Genomic DNA, 20150 nt, shown 5'->3' on the forward strand with positions numbered 1-20150 from the left:
GCACTAACCTGGTACTCATCCGTCGCATCCGCTATGCGGCCGGGGGCGCAACCGGCCGTCCGTCCCCCTGGAGCCCCGGCAAGTGATCCGCCGAATCCCGCAGCCTCGAGACCGCGGCATCCCCGACGCCACGGTGGCGAGGTTGCCGCTCTATCTGCGCGCACTCAACGGGATGGCCGAACGGGGCACGGCGACGGTGAGCTCGGAGGATCTCGCGGTCGCCGCCGGCGTGAACTCCGCCAAGCTCCGCAAGGACCTGTCCCACCTCGGGTCGTACGGCACCAGAGGCGTGGGCTACGACGTGCAGTACCTCATCTACCAAATCTCGCGTGAGCTTGGTCTCACTCAGGACTGGGCCGTGGCCATCGTCGGCGTGGGAAACCTCGGCCGGGCGCTGGCCAATTACGGCGGGTTCGCCTCGCGCGGGTTCCGGATCGCGGGCCTGCTGGACGCCGATCCGCACGTCGTGGGCGATCGCATCGCAGGTCTCGTCGTCGAGCACGCCGACGAGCTGGAGTCCGTGATCAAGAAGCGCGGAGTCTCGATCGTGGTGCTCGCCACCCCCGCCACGGCGGCGCAGCAGGTCTGCGACCGTGTCATCGCGGCCGGCGTCACCAGTATTTTGAACTTCGCCCCCGTCGTCTTGGCTGTGCCTGACGGCGTGGATGTCCGTAAAGTCGATTTATCCATCGAACTGCAGATACTTGCGTTCCACGAGCAGCGCAAGGCTAATGGAGGGCCCATCATGGCCGAGGAGTGGCCGGACGGGGTGGTCATGTGAGTGAGCCATCGAACGGAGCGAGCTCATGAGTGTCCTCGTCGTCGGCCTGAGCCACCGGACAACGCCGGTCGCGCTGCTCGAACGGGTCACGGTCAGCGGGGACGCGCTCGTCAAGCTGCTGCACGACGTGCAGTCCGACGAGTACGTCTCCGAGGCGCTGGTCGTCTCGACGTGCAACCGCGTCGAGGTCTACGCCGTGGTCGACCGGTTCCACGGCGGCGTCACCGCGGTGACGAACATGCTCGCCACGCATTCGGGCCTGCCGCAGGAGACGCTCGCGCGGCACCTGTACGTGCACTATGAGGACCGGGCGGTCCAGCACCTGTTCACCGTCGCCTGCGGGCTCGACTCCATGGTGATCGGCGAGGGGCAGATCCTCGGCCAGATCCGCACCGCGCTGCGCCTGGCGCAGGAGGAGGGCACGGCCGGGACCACGCTCAACGAGCTGGCCCAGCACGCGCTGCGCGTGGGCAAGCGCGCCCACGCCGACACGGGCATCGACCGGGCCGGCGCGTCGCTGGTCGGAGTGGGGCTGACCCTCGCCGAGCGGGTGCTCGGCGACATCACCGGCCTGCGCGCCCTGGTCGTGGGCGCCGGCTCGATGAGCTCGCTGTCCGCCGCGACGCTGTCCCGTGCGGGCGTGACCGACATCGTCATCGCCAACCGCACCCGCGAGCGGGCCGAACGGCTCGCCGAGACGGTCGGCGGCCGGGCCGCCGACCTGGCCGACGTCCCCGCCGAGCTGGCGGAGGCCGACCTGGTCATCTCCTGCGTCGGCGCGGGAACCCGCACGATCACCGCGGAGACGATCGGCGACCGCGACAGGCCGCTGTTCGTCCTCGACCTCGCGCTGCCCCACGACGTGGACCCCGGCGTACGGGACCTGCCCGGCGTGACGCTGGTCGACCTGAAGTCGATGCAGCAGGACGGCGTGGGCTCCGACGTCTCCGACGGCGGCAGGGCCGAGGCGATCTGCGAGGTCAGGCGCATCGTGACCGAGGAGGTCGCCGCCTATCTCGACGCCGCGCGCGCCGCGCTCGTCACCCCCACCGTCGTGGCCCTGCGCAGCAAGGCCGCCGGGGTGGTCGAGTCGGAGATGGGCCGCCTGCTGTCCCGCCTGCCAGACATCGACGGGCGGATGCGCGACGAGATCAACCAGACCGTGCGGCGGGTCGTCGACAAGCTGCTCCACGAGCCGACCGTACGGGTCAAGCGGCTGGCCGCGTCCCCGGGCGGCGACCAGTACGCCGAGGCGCTGCGCGAGCTGTTCGGCCTCGACCCGAAGACACCCGACGCCGTTTCGAGCCTGGAGGTGGATCAGTGACCGCCCCCCTGCGGCTCGGCACCCGCAAGAGCCTGATGGCGACGTCGCAGTCGCAGATCGTCGCCGACCGGCTGACCGCCCTGACCGGCCGGGCGGTGGAGCTCGTCGGCGTCACCACCTTCGGCGACGTGTCCCGGGCCCACCTGACCCAGCTCGGCGGCACGGGCGTGTTCGTCAACGACCTGCGCGGCCGGTTGCTGGCCGGCGAGGTCGACTTCGCGGTCCACTCGCTGAAGGACCTGCCGACCAAGCCGGACGAGCGGCTCGCGATGGCCGCGATCCCGCGGCGGGACGACCCGCGTGACGCGCTCGTCGGCCCGGTGAAGCTGCACGACCTGCCCGCCGGCGCCCGCGTCGGCACCGGCTCACCGCGCCGGGTGGCCCAGCTGCGCCTGCTCCGGCCGGATCTCGACTACGTCCCCATCAGGGGAAACGCGGACACCCGCATCGGCAAGGTGACGTCGGGCGAGCTCGACGCCGTCGTGCTGGCCGCCGCAGGGCTGGCCAGGATCCGCCGTGACGGGGAGATCGCCCAGGTGTTCGAGGTCGACGAGATGCTGCCCGCTCCCGGGCAGGGCGCCCTCGCCGTCGAGTGCCTGGCCGACCGTGACGATCTCATCGAGCTGCTGCGCGCCGTCGACGACCCGCCGACGCGGGCCGCGGTGGACGCCGAGCGCTCGGTGCTCGCCGCCCTCGAGGCCGGTTGCGCGGCCCCGGTAGGTGCTTTCGCCTCCGGTGACGGGCACATTCTCAATCTGACCGCCACCGTCGTCGCCGTCGACGGCACACGGTCGGTGCGCAAGTCCACCTCCGGACCCTCTACGACGGCCGTGGAGATGGGCCGCGAACTCGCGGCAGCCATGATCGCCGAGGGGGCCGACACGTTGATGGGGGAGCAGGCCCGTTGAGCCCCGCGAATAACAGCACGCAGACCCGGTCCGGGTTCGTCGCCTTCGTCGGCGCCGGCCCCGGTGACGAGAACCTGCTCACGTTGCGCGGCGCCGACCTGCTGGGCAGGGCCGACGTCGTCGTGCTCGACCGGCAGGCGTACGGCTCGCTGCTGCGCCACAGCCGCGAGGACGTCGAGGTCGTCGACATCTCCGCCGACGCGGCGGAGAACTCGGTGTCGCTGAAGACCATCCAGGCCGCCAAGGCGGGCCGCACGGTCGTGCGGCTCTGCTCGGGCGACCCGTCCTTCTTCTCCTCCGTCACCGACGAGGTGGCCGCCTGCGCCAAGGCGGACGTGGACTTCGAGATCGTGCCCGGCGTGCCGCCGGCCACGGCGGTGCTGACCTACGCCGGCATCCCGCCGGCGGCGTCGGCGCCGGAGTTCCGCATCGTGGACGCGGCGCAGACCGACGACTGGGGCAAACACGCCGCGTGCGAGGGCACGCTGGTGATCTACAACGGCGTCGCGGACGCGGTCCCGATCAGCAAGGCGCTGATCGCGGGCGGCAAGGCCGACTCGACCCCGGTGGCGGTGACCAGCGACGGCACGACCACCGAGCAATACACGGTGGTCTCCAGCCTCGGGCGGCTCGGCCCCGACCTCAAGCACGCCGGGATGACCGAGCCCGCGCTGATCGTGGTGGGCGACGCCGTCGGCATGCGCGACCGCCTGTCCTGGTTCGAGACCAAGCCGCTGTTCGGCTGGCGGGTGCTCGTGCCGCGCACCAAGGAGCAGTCCAAGGGGCTGTCGGAGCAGCTCCGCTCGTACGGCGCGGTGCCCGAGGAGGTGCCGACGATCTCCGTCGAGCCGCCGCGCACGCCCCAGCAGATGGACCGCGCGATCAAGGGCCTGGTGACCGGTCGCTACGAGTGGGTCGCCTTCACCAGCGCCAACGCGGTCAAGGCGGTGCGCGAGAAGTTCGAGGAGTACGGCCTGGATGCCCGGGCGTTCGCCGGGCTCAAGGTCGCCGCCGTGGGCGAGGCCACCTCCCGGGCGCTCGTGGAGTTCGGCGTGAAGCCCGACCTCATGCCGACGGGCGAGCAGTCGTCCGAGGGCCTGCTGGCCGAGTGGCCGCCGTACGACTCGATGCTCGACCCGATCAACCGGGTGCTGCTGCCGCGGGCCGACATCGCGACCGAGACGCTGGTGGCGGGGCTGACCCAGCTCGGCTGGGAGTGCGACGACGTGACGGCCTACCGCACCGTGCGCGCCGCGCCGCCGCCCGCCCCGATCCGCGAGGCGATCAAGGGCGGCGGGTTCGACGCCGTGCTGTTCACCTCGTCCTCGACCGTGCGCAACCTCGTCGGCATCGCCGGAAAGCCGCACAACGTGACGGTGATCGCGGTCATCGGGCCGCAGACCGCCAAGACGGCCGAGGAGTTCGGCCTGCGGGTCGACGTGATGGCCGACAAACCGTCCGCTTCGGCTCTCGCCGCGGCGCTGGCGGATTATGGTGCCAAGATGCGGCACGCCGCCGTGTCGGCGGGCGAGGTGCCCCGCCGTCCGTCCCAGATGCGCAGGGGCGCGCGGCGACGCGTGAAGTGAACCGGCTCGTGTGCGGCCCGCCGGGACGGCCTCCCGGCGGGCCGACGCGATCAAGAGCGGGGAGACCATTGTGAACGCCCAATACCCGGTGGCGCGGCCCCGGCGGCTGCGCCGCACCGCCGCGATGCGCCGGATGGTCGCGGGGACGCGGCTGCACCCGGCCGAGCTCATCCTGCCGATGTTCGTCAAGGAGGGCATCGCCGAGCCGCAGCCGGTGGGCTCCATGCCCGGGGTCGTCCAGCACACGCGCGAGTCGCTGCGCAAGGCGGCCCACGAGGCGGCCGACGCCGGTGTGGGCGGGATCATCCTGTTCGGGATCCCCGCGCACAAGGACGCCCGGGGCTCGGGCGCCGACGACCCGGACGGCATCGTCCAGGTGGCGCTGCGCGACCTCGCCTCCGACCTGGGCGACGCGCTGGTGCTGATGACCGACACCTGCCTCGACGAGTACACCGACCACGGCCACTGCGGCCTGCTGACGGCCGACGGCGAGGTGGACAACGACGCGACGCTGGAGCGCTACGCGTCGGCGGCGGTCGCGCAGGCGGCGGCCGGCTCCCGGATGATCGCGCCGAGCGGCATGATGGACGGCCAGGTCGGCGCCATCCGGGCCGCCCTCGACGCCAACGGCTTCGCCGGGATCCCGATCCTGGCGTACGCCGCGAAATACGCCTCCGGCTTCTACGGGCCGTTCCGCGACGCCGCCGAGTGCGCGCCGCAGTTCGGCGACCGCAGCGCCTACCAGCAGGACCCGGCCGGTCCGATCGGCGAGGCGCTGCGCGAGGTGCGCCTCGACCTGGCCGAGGGCGCGGACGCCGTCATGGTCAAGCCCGCCCTGGCCTACCTCGACATCCTGCGGCAGGTCCGCGACACCGTCGACGTGCCGGTCGCGGCCTACCAGGTCAGCGGCGAGTACGCGATGGTCGAGGCGGCGGCGGCCAACGGCTGGATCGACCGGGAGCGGGTGATCATGGAATCGCTGATCGCGATCCGCCGCGCCGGTGCCGACATGATCCTCACTTACTGGGCCACCGAGGTCGCCCGCGGACTATCCTGACCCCTCATCAGGGGGGTCCTGCCGCGCCGCGATCGGCCAGAAGGCATTATCAGGTACATGTACCGCGAGCATCTTGCGTAACGCAGGAGGGCGGCGGGTGTGACGCTTGTGGGGAGGAGCGCCATGGTGGGGGTACCGCTGGCCCGACGTGCGAAACGGCGTGGGCATCACGCGCCGCGGAAGATGACGTCGGTGTTGGAGTACGCACAGCTGGGCTGGGCGAGCTGTATGGGCGCCCACCCGCTGAGCGAGGGAGGCAGGGCGTGCTCCTGCGACCGGGTCGGCTGTCCCGATCCCGGCATGCACCCGCTGTCGCCGGCGTGGCAGATGCAGGCCACGACGGACACGGCGCTGCTCACGCGGTGGTGGAAGCAGGATCCGGACATGAACGTGATCCTGCCCACCGGCAGGGTGTTCGACGTGTTCGACGTACCGGCCGCGGCGGGCCGTCCCGCCTTGGCCGCCATGGACGCAGCAGGCTTCGACACGGGCCCGGTCGCCGAGAACGGCGACCGGGTTCTTTTTTTCGTGGCGACGCGCGGTGCGCCCGAGGACGAGGACGAGTGGTGGTCCTGCAGCCTCGACGCGGGACCCGAGACGATCGACGAGACGCCGGGCCTGCGCTGGCACTGCCGGGACAGCTACGTGCTCGCGCCGCCGTCCACCACGCCCTCGGGCGGGGTCGTGAGCTGGATCAGGCCCCCCGACGGGCGTCCGCTGCCCGATCCGCTGCGTGTGCTCGACCTGCTCGCCGACTTCTGCGAGTGATTCCCGGTACGGGCACCGGACGGGTGGGCCCGTAATCTGGAGGGCGTGACTCGCACGCAGACCTCCGAGGACCTGTTCGACCGCGCCCGCCGGATCGTTCCCGGCGGCGTCAACTCGCCGGTGCGCGCCTTCGGCGCCGTGGGCGGCGCTCCCCGCTTCATGGCCTCCGGCGAGGGGCCGTACATCACCGACGTGGACGGCAATCGCTACGTCGACCTGGTGTGCTCCTGGGGCCCGATGATCCTCGGCCACCGCCACCCCGCCGTCGTGGAGGCCCTGGAGGAGGCCGTCGCGCGCGGCTTCTCGTTCGGCACCGCGACCGAGGGCGAGGTCCTGCTCGCCGAGGAGATCGTCTCCCGGGTCGCCCCCGTCGAGAAGGTCCGCCTGGTCAGCTCCGGCACCGAGGCCACCATGTCCGCCGTACGGCTGGCCCGCGGCTTCACCGGGCGGGCGAAGGTCGTGAAGTTCGCCGGCTGCTACCACGGGCACGTGGACGCTCTGCTGGCCTCGGCCGGGTCCGGGGTCGTCACCTTCGGCCTGCCCGACACACCCGGCGTCACCGGGGCCTCCGCGGCCGACACGATCGTGCTGCCGTACAACTCGGTCGAGGCGGTCGAGGAGGCGTTCCGCACGTTCGAGGTCGCCTGCGTGATCACCGAGGCGTGCCCGGCGAACATGGGCGTCGTGCCGCCCTCGGAGGGCTTCAACCGGCGCCTGCGCGAGCTGTGCACCGAGCACGGCGCGCTGCTGATCATCGACGAGGTGCTGACCGGGTTCCGCGTGTCCGCCTCCGGCTGGTATGGCATCGACCCGGTCGAGGCCGACCTGATGACGTTCGGCAAGGTCATGGGCGGCGGGCTGCCCGCCGCGGCGTTCGGCGGACGGGCGGAGGTCATGGCCGCCCTCGCCCCCGAGGGGCCCGTCTACCAGGCCGGCACGCTGTCGGGCAACCCGCTCGCCTGCGCGGCCGGGCTGGCCACGCTGCGCGCCTGCGACGACGACGTGTACGACAGGGTCGACGCGTCCGCGCTGGTCATCGGCAGGGCCGCCTCCGACGCGCTGGCCGCCGCCGGGGTACCGCACCGCCTCCAGCGGGCCGGGAACCTCTTCTCGATCTTCTTCACCGACACCCCGGTCACCGACTTCGACTCGGCCCGCACGCAGAACACCGACGCCTACCGCGCGTTCTTCCACAGCATGCTCGACCAGGGCGTCTACCTGCCGCCGTCGGCGTACGAGGCGTGGTTCCTGTCGGCCGCCCACGACGACGCGGCGCTCACGCAGGTCGCCGAGGCCCTGCCCCTGGCCGCCAAGGCCGCCGCCCAAGCCGCCGCCGTCTGATTCACTTCACCAGCCGGTCGAGATCCACCTCGAACGCGACGGGCACCTGCACCGCCAGGTGCCCGTGGTGGATTCCGGTCGGCGTGTACGCGCCCGTGGCGGGGTCCCGTTCGTACACGTAAACGACGGGACGCCCGTCGCTCTCCTCCACCCGCCAGAAGTGCGGGATGCCCGCCTCGGCGTACCTCAGCGGCTTGAGCTTGCGGTCGCGCTCCACCGACTCGGGAGAGACGATCTCGATCACGAGATGGACCTCTCGCGCTTCGTAAAAAGTACGTGCATTGTCCGCGGCGGCACCGGCGTCGATGACCATCACATCCGGGCAGGGTCTCGTCCGTTCCCCCAGCTTGACGTCCATCTGCTGCACAGCTGCCAGGTACGTGGGGGCCTCCGCGTCGAGCCGTTCTGATAGGCCGCGGATGAGCCGCTCGTGGAACCGCCGCTGGGGGGACATGAAGACGAGTGCTCCATCGATCAGTTCGACGTGTTTGAAGAAGTCGGGCTCGCCATTCGGGCCCTCATAGGGCAGATGATCGAGGTCGTCCGCGGTCCACCCCCAGGGAGGCGGCGCCGGCCAGTACTCGAGTGCGCTGCTCACGTCGTGCACTTTAGTGTCATCCTCGTCACTCACGGTAGCCGTTCCACTCAATCTCGTGACCCTTACCCCATTGTCTCCCGCCTGGCACGCGAGGACGAGGGGTCAGCGGGGGACGGGCACTGGGGGGCTCGTGAGGGCCGTACGGGGGCGTGAGTTGGCGAACAGGAGGCCGGCGAGGATCAGGGCGCCCGCGGCGACCGTGAGGAGGGAGATCGGCTCGCCGGTGAACAGCGCGGCGGAGGCGATGCCGAAGACCGGCACGAGCAGGCTGTACGGCGCGACCACCGAGGCGTCGTAGCGGGCCAGCAGCCATCCCCAGATGGCGAACCCGCCGAGGGTGGACAGGAACGCGGTGTAGAGCACGGCGCCCACGCCCTCGGCCGTGAACGACGTCAGCGACGACGGTCCTTCGGTCGCCAGGGCCAGCGCCAGCAGGGGCGGCGCCGAGACCGCGCTCACCCACACCATGAACCGCAGGGAGTCGGGCGGCGCGGCCTTGCGGGTGGCGACGTTGCCGAGCCCCCACCCGGCCGCCGCGCCGACGCACAGCAGGAACGCGCCGAAGGGGATCGCCCCCGACCTCGCGGCCACGTCGGCCGCGATCAGGCCCAGGCCGCAGAAGGCCACCGCCGTGCCGGCGATCCTGCGCCGCCCGAGGCGCTCGCCCAGGAGCGCGGTCGCGAACAGCGCGGTGAAGACGGCCTGCACCTGAATGACCAGGGAGGTCAGCCCGGCGGGCATGCCGGCGCGCATGCCGAGCAGCAGCAGGCCGTACTGGGCGACGCCGAGTGACGCGCCGGTGGCCAGCACCCACCGCCAGGGCACGCGTGGCCCTCCGGCGACGAGTACGGCGGGGAAGGCGGCCAGCAGGAACCGGAGGGCGGCGTACGTCAGCGGCGGATAGTGCTTCAGTCCCGTCTGCATGACGACGAAGTTGAAGCCCCAGATGGCGGCGAGCGCGACGGCGAGAGCCAGGTGGCGGGGGCGCATGGATCAGGGGATCAGCGCGAGGAGGGGCGACGGTCGCGGGTCTGTCGTGCCTGCCGCGCCAGGGTCTCCAGATAGGAGGTCTGCTCGGATCGGACGGGCTTAGTGAAGAGTCTGTTGAAGATTCGCATGGCTATATCGTCGCATCGCTAAACAGTTGAGCGCAAACAAGTTTTTCTAAGGAGAACGGTTTAGACTGGCTACATGTTGGACCTGAACCGGTTGAAGGCTCTCCACGCCGTCGCGGTCTACGGCTCCGTAGGCGCTGCGGCCGAGGCGCTGATGGTCACCCCTTCGGCGATCTCCCAGCAGCTCGCGAAGCTCGAACGGGAGACCGGGGCCGTCCTGATCGAACGCAACGGGCGCGGGGTGAAACTGACCGACGCCGCCGGGCTGCTCGCCGAGCACGCCGAGCGGATCCTCGCGCTCGTGGAGACGGCGGAGGCCGACTTCGAGGCGCTGCGCGGGGCGGTGGTCGGCAAGCTGACCATGGCCGCCTTCCCCACCGCGGCCCGGGGCATCGTGCCGCGCGCCCTGACCATGCTCAAGAGGCAGCATCCCGATCTCGACCTGCTGCTCTACGAGAGGGAGCCGGAGCGGCAGATCCGCGAGCTGGCGCGCGGCGACCTCGACCTCGCCGTCCTGCAGGACTGGCTCAACCGGCCGATGGCGCTGCCCGAGGGTCTGTCGCGCACGGCGCTGTTCGACGACGTGGCCGACGTCGTCGTGCCGGCCGACCATCCCCTGGTGAAGGCCGACCATGTGCGGCTGAGCGACCTCGCCGGCGACAACTGGATCAGCTCGGCCCCCGGCACCGTCTGCCACGACTTCCTGGTGTTCCTGCTGCGCTCCGAGGAGCGGGAGCCGCGGATCGTCTGCATGGCCGACGAATACCCCACCCAGCTCGCGCTGGTCGCCGAGGGCCACGGCTGCGCGCTCATCCCCCGGCTGGGCCGTGGACCGCTGCCCGAGGGCGTCGCCGTCCTGGCCGTCCAGCCGCCGCCGGTGCGGCGCATCTACGCGGTCTGGCGGGCCGACGCCGCCCGCCGCCCCGCGATCCGCGCCGCCGTCGACGCGCTGCGCTGCTCCGTCGACGCGCTGAACAGCCCTGTCACCGACGCGCCGCGCCCTGCGCCTGCGGAGCTGCCCGGCGGGTAGGCTGTCCAGGTCATGACAGAGATGACCATCGTTCACCTGCTCCGGCACGGTGAGGTTCACAATCCCCGTGGAGTCCTGTACGGCAGGCTGCCGGGCTACCACCTGTCCGAGACCGGCCGCAGGATGGCCGAGGTGGTCGCCAAGGCCGTCGAGGGCAGGGACATCGTCGCGCTGTGGAGCTCGCCCATGGAGCGCGCCCAGGAGACCGCGGCGCCGGCCGCCCGGGCCCTGGGCCTCGAGGTGGCGCTCGACGAGCGGATGACCGAGGCGGGCAACGTCTTCGAGGGCCTGCGGATGGCCGGGAGCGACAACGTCTTCCGCGACCCTCGCTCCTACCGCCACTTCAGGAACCCGTTCCGTCCGTCGTGGGGCGAGCCGTACACCGAGGTCGTGGCGCGCATGAAGGCGGTCGTTGACGACGCGCGGGCGGCGGCACGCGGCCACGAGGCACTGCTCGTCAGCCACCAGCTGCCCATCTGGATCATCCGGCTGGCGGCCGAGGGCAGGCGCCTGTGGCACGACCCCCGCCGCCGTCAGTGCGCGCTCGCCAGCCTCACCAGCCTGACCTTCGAGGGCGACCGGCTCATGAGCGTCGGCTACAGCGAACCCGCCGGGGCGCTGCTCAGGGCCGGCACGCCGCCGCAGGGCGAGGCCGCGCTGTTCGACAAGGCCGACGAGGCGCTTCCGGAGGCCCTTCAGGCGGGCTCGGAGGACGAGGAGACCCCCGGACCGCGATCCGTCCCCGGCGTGTGACCCCGCGAACGGGGCACCCGCGTCGCTCGGTAGGCTTACAGCTCTACCGGTTGTAGTACAAGGAGATCCTCCTCCCGTGTCCGCCAAGCGCCTGCCAGCCAACAGCGTGACCGCCGGCCGCGCCACCGCCAAGCGCCTGACGGCGCTCGTCGCCGCGGCCGTGGCCGCGACGGCCCTCGCCGGATGCGCGGGCGGCCAGGCGGCCCAGCCCCGCTCCGGCGACACGCGCTTCGTCCCTGGGGACGGCCGCGTCGAGTTCTTCGACGCCGCGCAGCGTCACAAGGCGCCCGTGATCGAGGGGCAGACCCTCGACGGCGGTGCCGCCGCGCTGACCGCGGGCAAGGTCCACGTGCTGAACTTCTGGGCCTCCTGGTGCGCGCCCTGCCGGGCCGAGGCGCCCGTGCTCAAGGACATCGCCGCTACCACCAAGTCCAAGGGCGTGGAGTTCCTCGGCGTCAACTTCAAGGACCTCAAGGCGTCCGCCCAGGCGTACGACCGCTCGATCGTGCCCGGCTATCCGAGCATCTACGACCAGAGCGGCAAGGTGCTGCTGCAGTTCCAGGGCACGGTGCCGCCCGCCGCGATCCCCTCCACGTTGATCATCGACGCCCAGGGCCGCATCGCCGCCCGCGCGCTCGGCGCGGTCAAATACAACGACCTGCTCTCGGCCGTCACCAAGGTGACCGATGAGTGACATCGGCAGCACGGTCGCGACCGGGTCGCTGCTGCTGGCCGCGCCGATCGCGGCGGCGGCCGGGCTCGTGTCGTTCGTCTCGCCGTGCGTGCTGCCGCTGGTGCCCGGCTACCTGTCGTACGTCACGGGCATGAGCGGCGACCCGAAGCGGAGCCGGATGGTGCTCGGCAGCGCGCTCTTCGTGCTCGGGTTCGCGGCCGTGTTCGTGCTCGGAGGCGCGCTGTTCGGCAGCCTCGGCGCGGCGCTGCACGGCAACGCCGACGTGATCACCAGGGTCCTCGGCGTGGTGACGATCGTCCTCGGGCTGGCCTTCGTGGGGATCGTTCCCGGCCTCCAGCGTGACGTGCGCATCCATCGGCTCCCCGCGGCCGGGATCGCGACGGCCCCGCTGCTCGGGGTCGTCTTCGGCCTCGGCTGGACGCCGTGCATCGGCCCGACGCTGGCGGTGGTGATGACGCTCTCGGTGAACCAGGGCAGCGCGCTGCGCGGCGCCGCCCTCGCCTTCGCGTACGCGCTGGGCCTCGGCCTGCCGTTCGTGGTGGCGGGGCTGGCCTACCGCAAGGCGCTCCACACGTTCAAGGCGGTCCGCCGCCACACCCCGCTGATCACCAAGGTGGGCGGTGCGATGCTCGTCGCCGTCGGCGTGCTGCTCGTGACCGGGCAGTGGTCGGAGATCATCGCCCACCTGCAGGTCTGGGTCGGCGGCTTCAGGCCGGTGATCTGATGAGCGCCCCCGACGACCTCGCCTCGGCCGAACGCGACGAGGCCGTACGCGACGAGGCCGTACGCGACGAGGCCGCGGCGATCGAGGATGCCCGGCAGGAGGGGACGCAGGAGCGGGCGAGGCCCGTCGGCCTGGGCCCTGCCGGCTGGATGCGCTGGACCTGGCGCACGCTCACCTCGATGCGCACGGCCCTGATCCTGCTGTTCCTGTTCGCGCTCGGCTCGGTGCCCGGGTCCATCTATCCGCAGCGCGGCGTCGATCCGAGCAGGGTCGCGCAGTATTTCAAGGACAACCCGGCCCAGGCCAAGTGGCTCGACCGGTTCTGGCTGTTCGACGTCTTCAGCTCGCCCTGGTTCGCCGCGATCTACCTGCTGCTGTTCATCTCGCTGGCCGGCTGCGTGTTCCCGCGCGCGCTGACGCATCTCAAGGAGATCCGGCGCCGTCCGCCCGCCGCGCCGCGCAACCTCCTGCGCCTGCCGCACAGCGAGGCGTTCGAGGGCGGGCTCACCCTTGCGCAGGCCGCCGCCGCGCTCCGGCGCAGGCGCTTCCGGGTGGTCACCGGCGACGGCTGGGTGTCGGCGGAGAAGGGCTACCTCCGCGAGACCGGCAACCTCCTGTTCCACATCGCGCTGCTCGCGCTGCTGTTCGCCATCGGCGCCGGAGGCCTGTTCGGCTACCGCGGCAACGTGCTGGTCGTGGAGGGCGACGGATTCTCCAACGCCGTCGCGGCCTACGACCGCTTCATGCCCGGCAGCCGGGTCACCGCCGAGTCGCTCGAACCGTTCTCCTTCACCCTCAAGGACTTCCAGGCGAGCTATGTGGCCGCCGGGGAGAAGCAGGGCCAGCCGCTCGACTATCTCGCCAAGCTGAGCGTGCAGGACTCGCCGACCGCCGCGCCACGCGACGTGGACCTCAAGGTCAACGACCCGATGGACGTGAACGGCACGCTCACCTACCTGATCGGGCACGGCTACGCCCCCACGTTCCGGGTGACCGACGGCAAGGGCCAGGTGGCCTACGACGGCCCGGTGCCGTGCCTGGCCGACGACCAGGCCACGTACACGTCCGAGTGCGTGATCAAGGTGCCGGACGCCCAGCCGACCCAGCTCGGGTTCCTGGTGCGCTTCCTGCCCACGACCGTGCCGAACGGCAACGCCTGGGTGTCGGTCTTCCCCGGCGCCGCGAACCCCACCGTGCAGGTCTTCCCGTTCGGCGGGGACCTCGGCCTGAAGTCGGGGCAGCCGCAGTCGGTGTATCAGCTCGACACCACGAACCTGAAGCCGCTCGGCACGATGTCGGCCCAGCCGACCCCGCTCAACGTGGGCGAGACCAAGGAGCTCGCCGACGGCGCCGGGAAGATCCAGTTCACCGGCGTCAAGGAGTGGATCAGCCTCCAGATCACCTACGACCCGGGCCGGGAGCCCGCCCTGCTCGCGGCCGCCGCCGCGGTGATCGGGCTCGTGCTGTCCCTCACGATCCGCCGCCGCCGCGTCTGGGTGCGGGTGAAGGACGGGAAGGTCACGGTGGGAGGATTGACCCGCACCGAAGGCGGCGGCGCGGCCTTCGCCGAGGAGTTCGCCCAGATCGTCACCGCCCTGCGCGGCGAGCCGCCTACCGGCGATTCGGCCGGTGCCGACCAGGGCGGCGGCGAGCCGGACGGACCCGCACGCGCCGGGCACGTCGCGCCGGACGCGCCCACAGGAAACGCTGCGCCGGGCGCCCGCCCGGACGAGGAGTGAGTGATGCCCGCCGAGGTCAATGAGAGTCTCGCCACGCTGAGCGACCAGCTCATCCTGGTCACCGTCCTGCTGTATCTCGGCGCGATGATCTGCTTCGCGCTGGATCTCGCCTTCGGCCGGGCCCGTACGGTCGTGGCCGAACGCCGGCGGCAGCTCGTCGGCGCGGGCGGCCCCGCCCTGCCCGAGGAGACCGCGGAGGATGCAGGCCCGCAGCCGGCCGCGTGGGCGGTCCGCGCGGGATCGTTCGCCGTGGTCCTCACCTGGATCGCCTGGGCCGGCAACCTCGCCGGCATCCTCACCCGCGGCATCGCCGTCGACCGCTGGCCGTGGGCCAACATGTACGAGTTCGTGGTGGCCATCTGCTTCGCCGCCGTCACCGCGTTCCTCGCGCTGCTGATCCGCCAGCCGATCCGCTTCCTCGGCGCGTTCGTGACCGTGACCGCGGCGCTCGGGCTGGGCTTCGCCGTGCTGTTCCTGCACGTCCAGGCGGGCCCGGTGATGCCCGCGCTGCACTCCTACTGGATCGCGATCCACGTCACGGCGGCGATCGTGGCCAGCGGGCTGTTCATCCTGGCGGGCGTCTGCGCGATCCTCTACCTGATCCGCAGGGACGGGCGGCCGTCGGTGCTGCCGAGCAGGGAGAGCCTGGAGCGCGTCGCCCACCGCGCGATCGTCATCTCGTTCCCGATCTGGACCTTCGCCGTCATCGCCGGCGCCCTGTGGGCCGACCGCGCCTGGGGCCGCTACTGGGGCTGGGACCCCAAGGAGGTGTGGGCGTTCGTCACGTGGGTCGTCTACGCCGCCTATCTCCACGCCCGGGCGACGGCCGGGTGGCGCGGCAAGGCCGCGATGATCGTCTCGCTGGTCGCCTTCGGCTGCCTGCTGTTCAACCTCGTCGGCGTGAACATCTTCTTCTCGGGTCTGCACTCCTACGCCGACGTGCCCAACTGAAACGGGCGGCGCCCCGGGGGAGGCGCGGCGTCCGGGGGAGGGGATGGCGTCTGGGGGAGGGGGACTCAGTCCTCGTCGCGCAGGCGCCGCTCAAGGTTGCGCAGGAACTCGGGGTCGTCGTCGGGGCCGCGGGGCGCCTCGCCGCTCCGGGGCTGCCCCCACTGGCCGCCGCCCGCCGCGTACATGGCGTATCGGGCACGGGGGCGACCCACGAGGAGCCAGGTCAGCGCGCCCACGTCCGCCAGGAAGACCACGATGAGGACCCACATGAACTTGGGGAGGTTGCGGACGTCCTCCTCGGGGGTCGTGATCACGTCGAACAGGCAGTAAAGCCAGAGGGCAAGCAGCGCCAGGCCGATAATCACGCTAGGCATGCCCACACGGTAAGCCATACCGGCGACTGATCGTGTCGGCCTTCGGGGTGACGGGGACAGCCCGGCATCGTACGGTGGACCGGTACACGGCATGCCGGGAACGCGGAGCCTGACAGAGGGGTGCGATGGCGGAGCCGGGCGACAGGGGCCGCCACCGGCGGGGGTCGCGGTGGTGGCAGCGGGGGCCCTACTGGTCCTCCCACCGCCGTGGTGACCTCCCGGAACGCCCCGCCGACCGGGTCTCCGACCGAGCCGCCGACCGTACGGCGGAGTGGACCCAGGACCGGCCCCCGGAAAAACGGCCCCCGGAAAAACGGCCCTCAGAAAAACGGCCCCCCGAACGGCCTCAGGCCCGCCGCGCGCCGTGGGAGGCCCCGTGGGAGGCCCCGTGGGAGGCGCCGTGGGAGGCCCAGCGAGACACCCCGTGGGGCGCCGACTGGCCCGGCTGGCCCCCGGAGCGGCCGGTCGACCGGGTCAGCACGGTGACGGCGCCCGTGGCGGACGACCGGCCCCACTACGTCTGGCAGGACTTCGAGCTCGACGACCTCCCGACGCGGGCCGCGCCCCACCCGCCCGACGCGCCCGACCTGCGCGACGGCAGGCGGCACTGCGGGCCGCTTGAGCGCATCCTGCACCGCGAGTGGGACGCCGCCGAAGGACCGCCCTCGGCCGACGCCGTACGGGCCGTGGACAGCCTCGCGAGGCTGCCCGAGCAGCTCAAGACCAAGCTCGCCATCGGGCTCGAAGGCATCTACGTCGGGCGCGGCGGGGTGCCCGACCTGGACGACATGGGCTACCTGCGCGGCGCGCCGCTGCCGTCGGGACGGGCCACCTGGGACATCTGCGCCGGCGCGTACGGCGACCGCAAGATCGTGGTGGGGGACCGGCCGTCGCCCACGCCCGATGTGATGATGCACGAAGTCGGACATGCGCTGGACGACGTGGACTCCGGTCCGGGAGAGTGGGTGTCGGACTCTCCCGAGTTCGCGGCGCTCTACGAGGAGTGCCTGCCGCTGTTCGCGTCGTCGTTCCATCGGCAGCCCGGCGGCCTGGGGCGCAAGGAGTTCTTCGCCGACGCGTTCGCGGCGATCGCGTCCCGGCAGCGTCCGGCCCTTGTCGACATGCTGGGGGGCGACACGAGGACCGCCCTCAACGTCATGCTCTTCTTCAACCGGCGTTTACGGAATCTAGGTGATTCGGATGTACGTGATCCGGCTCGGCGACGGCACGCTGCGCGTGCCCAGGTCACTCACCACCGATGACGGGCGCCTCATCGGCAACGCGTACGTCGAGGTCGCGCCGGGAGAGCCGGACTACGAACGCTGGCTGGCGGAGTCGATCACCGAGGAGGAGGACGCCGAGCGGCGACGCCGCTGGCGTGAGGGTGACGACGCGCTTGAGCAGGCGTTCCTGGCCTTCAAGGCGGAGCAGGACTGACGTTCCCGGCAAGGGAGCAGGACAGGCCGGGACGCAGACTCGACATGGGGCTGACTCCGGTGACCCTGCGGCGTCCGGGTAGCGCGCAGGATCACCTGGTGCTGGTACTGCGTCAGACTCGCGGGGAGTCGCCGTTCGGCCGTTCGGCCGTGAGGACGTCCTCACCACGAAGGAGGGCGTGCACTTCCGATTCACGGAACCGCCTGTGCCCCCCGGGGGTACGGATGCTGCTGATGCGCCCGGCCGCGGCCCAACGGGTCACGGTCTTCGGGTCGACCCTGAAGAGAGCGGCAACCTCTCCAGGAGTCAGCAGTCGCTCGCTGCTACTCTCCACAATCTCTCCCCCTCGCGTCCCGCGTCCTGCAGCGGGCGGACAGGTAACCAGTGTGCCGAGCGAAGCCTGATTTATCCGTGGTTTTCGGAGAAGATCACGGGTTGTTACCGGCTCAGTGCCCGATTGTTATATGATAGAGCCTCTTTGGGGCGCTCATGGGTGTTTCTTTACAAAAGCGCCTTGTTGTGAACACTAGCAGTGCCCGCAGCAGATGCGAAGAGAGACCGGCGCGTCGTGAGAGTGACGTAACCTCGACGCTGTGCATCCGGTTGTCGTTTACACCCTTTCGCGCCTCGGCCTGTTCGCCGTGGCCCTCGGCGTCCTGTATCTCGTCGGCCTGCGGTCGTTCCCTCTGCTCCTGCTCGCGGTCCTGGTCAGCGGCCTGGCCAGCTACGTGCTGCTGACCAAACAGCGCGACGCGGTGAGCGAGCGCATCGCCGCGAAACGGCGGGAGACGGGGAAGAACTAGGTCGCCGGGAACATGCCGACGCGGGCATGGTACTCATGCCCGAGCTCCGTCGTGTCGCTTCCCACCAAAAGACCTGTCTTTACGGTCAGGAAGGCCTTTACCCCGATTCCCCTTTCCCGCGTGGGGTTCCAGCGCAGCGCCTTGCCCGTGACGGGGTGGATCGCCCCGATGCCGGGCCTGCTGACCGCCCCCGAGCCCGCCGAGTCGGCGCCCTTCGGGTTGTCCAGCCAGCGCTGGTGTCCGCCCACATAGACGGCGGATCCCGTGACCGCGACCGAGTAGAGGGAGTCCCCTCCGGTCAGGTTCACCCAGGTCGGACGGATCGCCTCACCCTTCGCGTACGTCTCGAACCTCGCGGCGGAGTCGCACAGCTTCGAAGTGCCGCGCGCCGGCCCGCCCGTGGTGACGACCACGAAGTAGCGCCCGTCCGGAGACAGGTCGAGCCCCCGCACGTACGACGGGAAGTTCGCCTTGCACGCCGGGGCGTACGCCTCGGTGCGCCAGTCGGCCACCCGTCCGGTCGTGAGATCGATCACGCCGAGCTGCGGGCGGCGCAGGCCGTCGAGCGTGGAGAACTTGCCGTCCACCACTAAGCGGTCGCGGACGGCCGCCATCGCGTAGATCCGGGGATCGCCGCGGCGCCCGTCGCCGGGTGTGACCGTGAACCCGGGGTCCACCTCGCCGGTCTCGGCGTTCACGCGGGCCAGCGCGGTGCGCGGGCTGCGGCCGATCCTGCTGAAGTCGCCGCCGACGTAGAGCGCGTCGCCCAGCCGTACGAGGCTGGAGACCTTCCCGCCGTACGCGGGGGCGGCGAAATCCTCGACGGGTTCGCCGTCCGCCACGTGGAGGCGGACCAGGGCCCGATCGGGAGCGCCGAACCCGCCGCCCACGTAGACCGTGTTGCCGGTGCCGGCGGCCAGCGCGGCCACCGGCCCGTCGAGGTCCGGCGCGAAGCCGCGCAGGACGCGCCCCGTGTAGAGGTCGAAGGCGAAGATGTTGGCTCGCGGCAGGTCCTCCCCGCCCTTGGCCTCGCGGACCGTGGTGAACTCGCCGCCGACGATGACGGTGCGGCCGACCAGCGCGAACGCGTTGACGATGCCGTCCAGCACGTGCGGGGTGGTGTTGACCGGGTTCTCCGAGACCACGCGGGGCTGCGGCATCCCCGCGGACGCCGGGACGGTGGGGAAGACCGCGGCGCAGGTGACGAGCGATGCGACTGGGAGCAGTGCGGTGGTGACGCGCATTCCCCAATTTCTAGCAGACTCAGCGTAATCGATGAACTACGTTCCGCTCATCCGGTGGCGGCGGTGAGGGGTCACGCCCTTCGCGGCCTAGGCTTTGCAGCATGACGCGCGCATCGCTGGACAAGCAGCCGCACGAGGTCGCCGCGATGTTCGATCGCACGGCCCGGCGCTACGACCTGGTCAATGACGTCCTCTCGCTCGGCCAGGACCGCCTGTGGCGGAAAGCCACCGCGGCGGCGATCGACGCCGGGCCCGGTGAGCTGGTCCTCGACCTCGCCGCGGGCACCGGCACCTCGACCGACGCGTTCACCGCGCTCGGGGCGCGGGCGATCGCGTGCGACTTCTCGCTCGGCATGCTCCGCACGGGCGTCGAGCGGCGCGGCGGCTCCGGCCTGTACGGCGGGGGCGTGCGCGGTGTGACGTTCGTGGCGGGCGACGCGCTGCGCCTGCCGTTCCGCGACGAGACGTTCGACGCGGTGACGATCTCCTTCGGCCTGCGCAACGTGGCCGACACCGCGCAGGCGCTGCGCGAGATGCTGCGGGTGACCCGCTCGGGCGGCAGGCTGGTGATCTGCGAGTTCTCCCGGCCGACGCCGAAGTCGTTCGACCTGGTCTACTCGCAGTATCTGATGAAGCTGCTGCCGCCGGTGGCCCGCATGGTCAGCTCGAACCCCGAGTCCTACGAGTACCTCGCGGAGTCGATCCGGGCCTGGCCCGACCAGGAGGCGCTGGCGGCGATCATCCAGGAGGCGGGCTGGCGGAAGGTGGCCTGGCGCAACCTCACGCTCGGCATCGTGGCCCTGCATCGGGCGGTCAAACCGTAATGAGACGGGCTTGGCCATACCCCTCTGACGCTGTGCGCCGGGAAGGGGTTAGACTGCGGCGCGACAGTTTGTGAAGTTGTTCACAAAGGCACGAAGGTC

22 protein-coding genes are annotated in these 20150 nt (G+C 71.4%); 17 read left to right on the top strand and 5 right to left on the bottom strand.

The annotated features are described in order from the left end of the window. Positions 1–82 precede the first annotated feature (82 nt). The 7 genes from FLX08_RS01250 to hemL all read left to right on the top strand — a co-directional run bounded on the left by FLX08_RS01250 (position 83) and on the right by hemL (position 7765). A complete protein-coding gene (locus FLX08_RS01250) occupies positions 83–781 on the top strand; it encodes a redox-sensing transcriptional repressor Rex (RefSeq protein ID WP_142616217.1) in 699 nt (232 codons plus the stop codon). A 25-nt stretch (positions 782–806) separates the two neighbouring features. Continuing rightward, positions 807–2105 carry a glutamyl-tRNA reductase gene (locus tag FLX08_RS01255; RefSeq protein ID WP_142616219.1) on the top strand — a complete coding sequence of 433 codons (1299 nt, stop codon included), beginning with the start codon at positions 807–809 and terminating at the stop codon, positions 2103–2105. A 35-nt stretch (positions 2106–2140) separates the two neighbouring features. Continuing rightward, positions 2141–3013 carry a hydroxymethylbilane synthase gene (gene hemC, locus FLX08_RS01260; RefSeq protein ID WP_244312197.1) on the top strand — a complete coding sequence of 291 codons (873 nt, stop codon included), beginning with the start codon at positions 2141–2143 and terminating at the stop codon, positions 3011–3013. Further along, on the top strand, positions 3010–4599 hold the full coding sequence (locus FLX08_RS01265) for a bifunctional uroporphyrinogen-III C-methyltransferase/uroporphyrinogen-III synthase (RefSeq protein WP_142616223.1): 1590 nt from the start codon (positions 3010–3012) through the stop codon (positions 4597–4599). The genes hemC and FLX08_RS01265 overlap by 4 nt, the downstream gene beginning before the upstream one ends. A gap of 70 nt (positions 4600–4669) precedes the next feature. Next, a complete protein-coding gene (hemB, locus tag FLX08_RS01270; protein ID WP_142616225.1) occupies positions 4670–5656 on the top strand; it encodes a porphobilinogen synthase in 987 nt (328 codons plus the stop codon). A gap of 123 nt (positions 5657–5779) precedes the next feature. Further along, positions 5780–6424 carry a bifunctional DNA primase/polymerase gene (locus FLX08_RS01275; RefSeq protein ID WP_142616227.1) on the top strand — a complete coding sequence of 215 codons (645 nt, stop codon included), beginning with the start codon at positions 5780–5782 and terminating at the stop codon, positions 6422–6424. 45 nt (positions 6425–6469) lie between these two features. Beyond that, a complete protein-coding gene (gene hemL, locus FLX08_RS01280) occupies positions 6470–7765 on the top strand; it encodes a glutamate-1-semialdehyde 2,1-aminomutase (RefSeq protein WP_142616229.1) in 1296 nt (431 codons plus the stop codon). Between the two features lies 1 nt (position 7766). On the opposite strand, the gene FLX08_RS01285 is transcribed toward hemL, so the two are convergent. Both FLX08_RS01285 and FLX08_RS01290 read right to left on the bottom strand, forming a co-directional pair. Then, complete coding sequence (locus FLX08_RS01285) at positions 7767–8363, bottom strand: Uma2 family endonuclease (protein WP_244312187.1); 597 nt, start codon at positions 8361–8363, stop codon at positions 7767–7769. Positions 8364–8465: 102 nt separating this feature from the next. Next, positions 8466–9353 carry an EamA family transporter gene (locus FLX08_RS01290; RefSeq protein ID WP_142616233.1) on the bottom strand — a complete coding sequence of 296 codons (888 nt, stop codon included), beginning with the start codon at positions 9351–9353 and terminating at the stop codon, positions 8466–8468. 201 nt (positions 9354–9554) lie between these two features. Between FLX08_RS01290 and FLX08_RS01295 the strand changes: the two genes are divergently transcribed. The 6 genes from FLX08_RS01295 (at position 9555) to ccsB (ending at position 15369) form a co-directional block, all read left to right on the top strand. Beyond that, positions 9555–10508, top strand: coding sequence for a LysR family transcriptional regulator (locus FLX08_RS01295; RefSeq protein WP_142616235.1), 954 nt, complete (start codon positions 9555–9557; stop codon positions 10506–10508). 12 nt (positions 10509–10520) lie between these two features. Then, positions 10521–11261, top strand: a complete 741-nt coding sequence (locus FLX08_RS01300) for a histidine phosphatase family protein (protein WP_142616237.1) — start codon at positions 10521–10523, stop codon at positions 11259–11261. Between the two features lie 76 nt (positions 11262–11337). Further along, positions 11338–11955, top strand: coding sequence for a TlpA family protein disulfide reductase (locus tag FLX08_RS01305; protein ID WP_244312188.1), 618 nt, complete (start codon positions 11338–11340; stop codon positions 11953–11955). Continuing rightward, positions 11948–12679 (top strand): cytochrome c biogenesis CcdA family protein, encoded by a 732-nt coding sequence (locus FLX08_RS01310; protein ID WP_142616239.1) that lies wholly within the window; start codon positions 11948–11950, stop codon positions 12677–12679. The genes FLX08_RS01305 and FLX08_RS01310 overlap by 8 nt, the downstream gene beginning before the upstream one ends. After that, complete coding sequence (gene resB / locus FLX08_RS01315) at positions 12679–14418, top strand: cytochrome c biogenesis protein ResB (protein WP_142616241.1); 1740 nt, start codon at positions 12679–12681, stop codon at positions 14416–14418. The genes FLX08_RS01310 and resB overlap by 1 nt, the downstream gene beginning before the upstream one ends. Before the next feature lie 3 nt (positions 14419–14421). Further along, on the top strand, positions 14422–15369 hold the full coding sequence (gene ccsB / locus FLX08_RS01320; protein ID WP_142616243.1) for a c-type cytochrome biogenesis protein CcsB: 948 nt from the start codon (positions 14422–14424) through the stop codon (positions 15367–15369). 65 nt (positions 15370–15434) lie between these two features. Here ccsB and FLX08_RS01325 read toward each other — a convergent pair whose 3' ends face one another. Next, positions 15435–15743 carry a PLD nuclease N-terminal domain-containing protein gene (locus FLX08_RS01325; RefSeq protein ID WP_167530233.1) on the bottom strand — a complete coding sequence of 103 codons (309 nt, stop codon included), beginning with the start codon at positions 15741–15743 and terminating at the stop codon, positions 15435–15437. Positions 15744–16225: 482 nt separating this feature from the next. Here FLX08_RS01325 and FLX08_RS01330 point away from each other — a divergent pair, with 482 nt between their 5' ends. Then, entirely contained in the window at positions 16226–17005 is a 780-nt protein-coding gene (locus FLX08_RS01330; RefSeq protein ID WP_244312189.1) for a hypothetical protein, read from the top strand. Next, positions 16944–17180 (top strand): hypothetical protein, encoded by a 237-nt coding sequence (locus FLX08_RS01335; RefSeq protein WP_030506849.1) that lies wholly within the window; start codon positions 16944–16946, stop codon positions 17178–17180. The genes FLX08_RS01330 and FLX08_RS01335 overlap by 62 nt, the downstream gene beginning before the upstream one ends. A 112-nt stretch (positions 17181–17292) precedes the next feature. Here the strand turns inward: FLX08_RS01335 and FLX08_RS01340 are convergent, their stop codons facing one another. Next, positions 17293–17514, bottom strand: a complete 222-nt coding sequence (locus FLX08_RS01340; RefSeq protein WP_079315524.1) for a BldC family transcriptional regulator — start codon at positions 17512–17514, stop codon at positions 17293–17295. A gap of 259 nt (positions 17515–17773) precedes the next feature. On the opposite strand from FLX08_RS01340, the gene FLX08_RS01345 reads away from it, so the two are divergent. Beyond that, positions 17774–17983, top strand: a complete 210-nt coding sequence (locus FLX08_RS01345) for a DUF4229 domain-containing protein (RefSeq protein WP_142616246.1) — start codon at positions 17774–17776, stop codon at positions 17981–17983. Here FLX08_RS01345 and FLX08_RS01350 read toward each other — a convergent pair. Then, positions 17980–19227 (bottom strand): delta-60 repeat domain-containing protein, encoded by a 1248-nt coding sequence (locus tag FLX08_RS01350; protein WP_142616248.1) that lies wholly within the window; start codon positions 19225–19227, stop codon positions 17980–17982. The genes FLX08_RS01345 and FLX08_RS01350 overlap by 4 nt on opposite strands. A 101-nt stretch (positions 19228–19328) precedes the next feature. On the opposite strand from FLX08_RS01350, the gene FLX08_RS01355 reads away from it, so the two are divergent. Beyond that, a complete protein-coding gene (locus FLX08_RS01355; RefSeq protein ID WP_142616250.1) occupies positions 19329–20051 on the top strand; it encodes a demethylmenaquinone methyltransferase in 723 nt (240 codons plus the stop codon). The last annotated feature ends 99 nt before the right edge of the window (positions 20052–20150 follow it).

The organism is Microbispora hainanensis, from assembly GCF_006874475.1.
GTDB lineage: Bacteria > Actinomycetota > Actinomycetes > Streptosporangiales > Streptosporangiaceae > Microbispora > Microbispora hainanensis.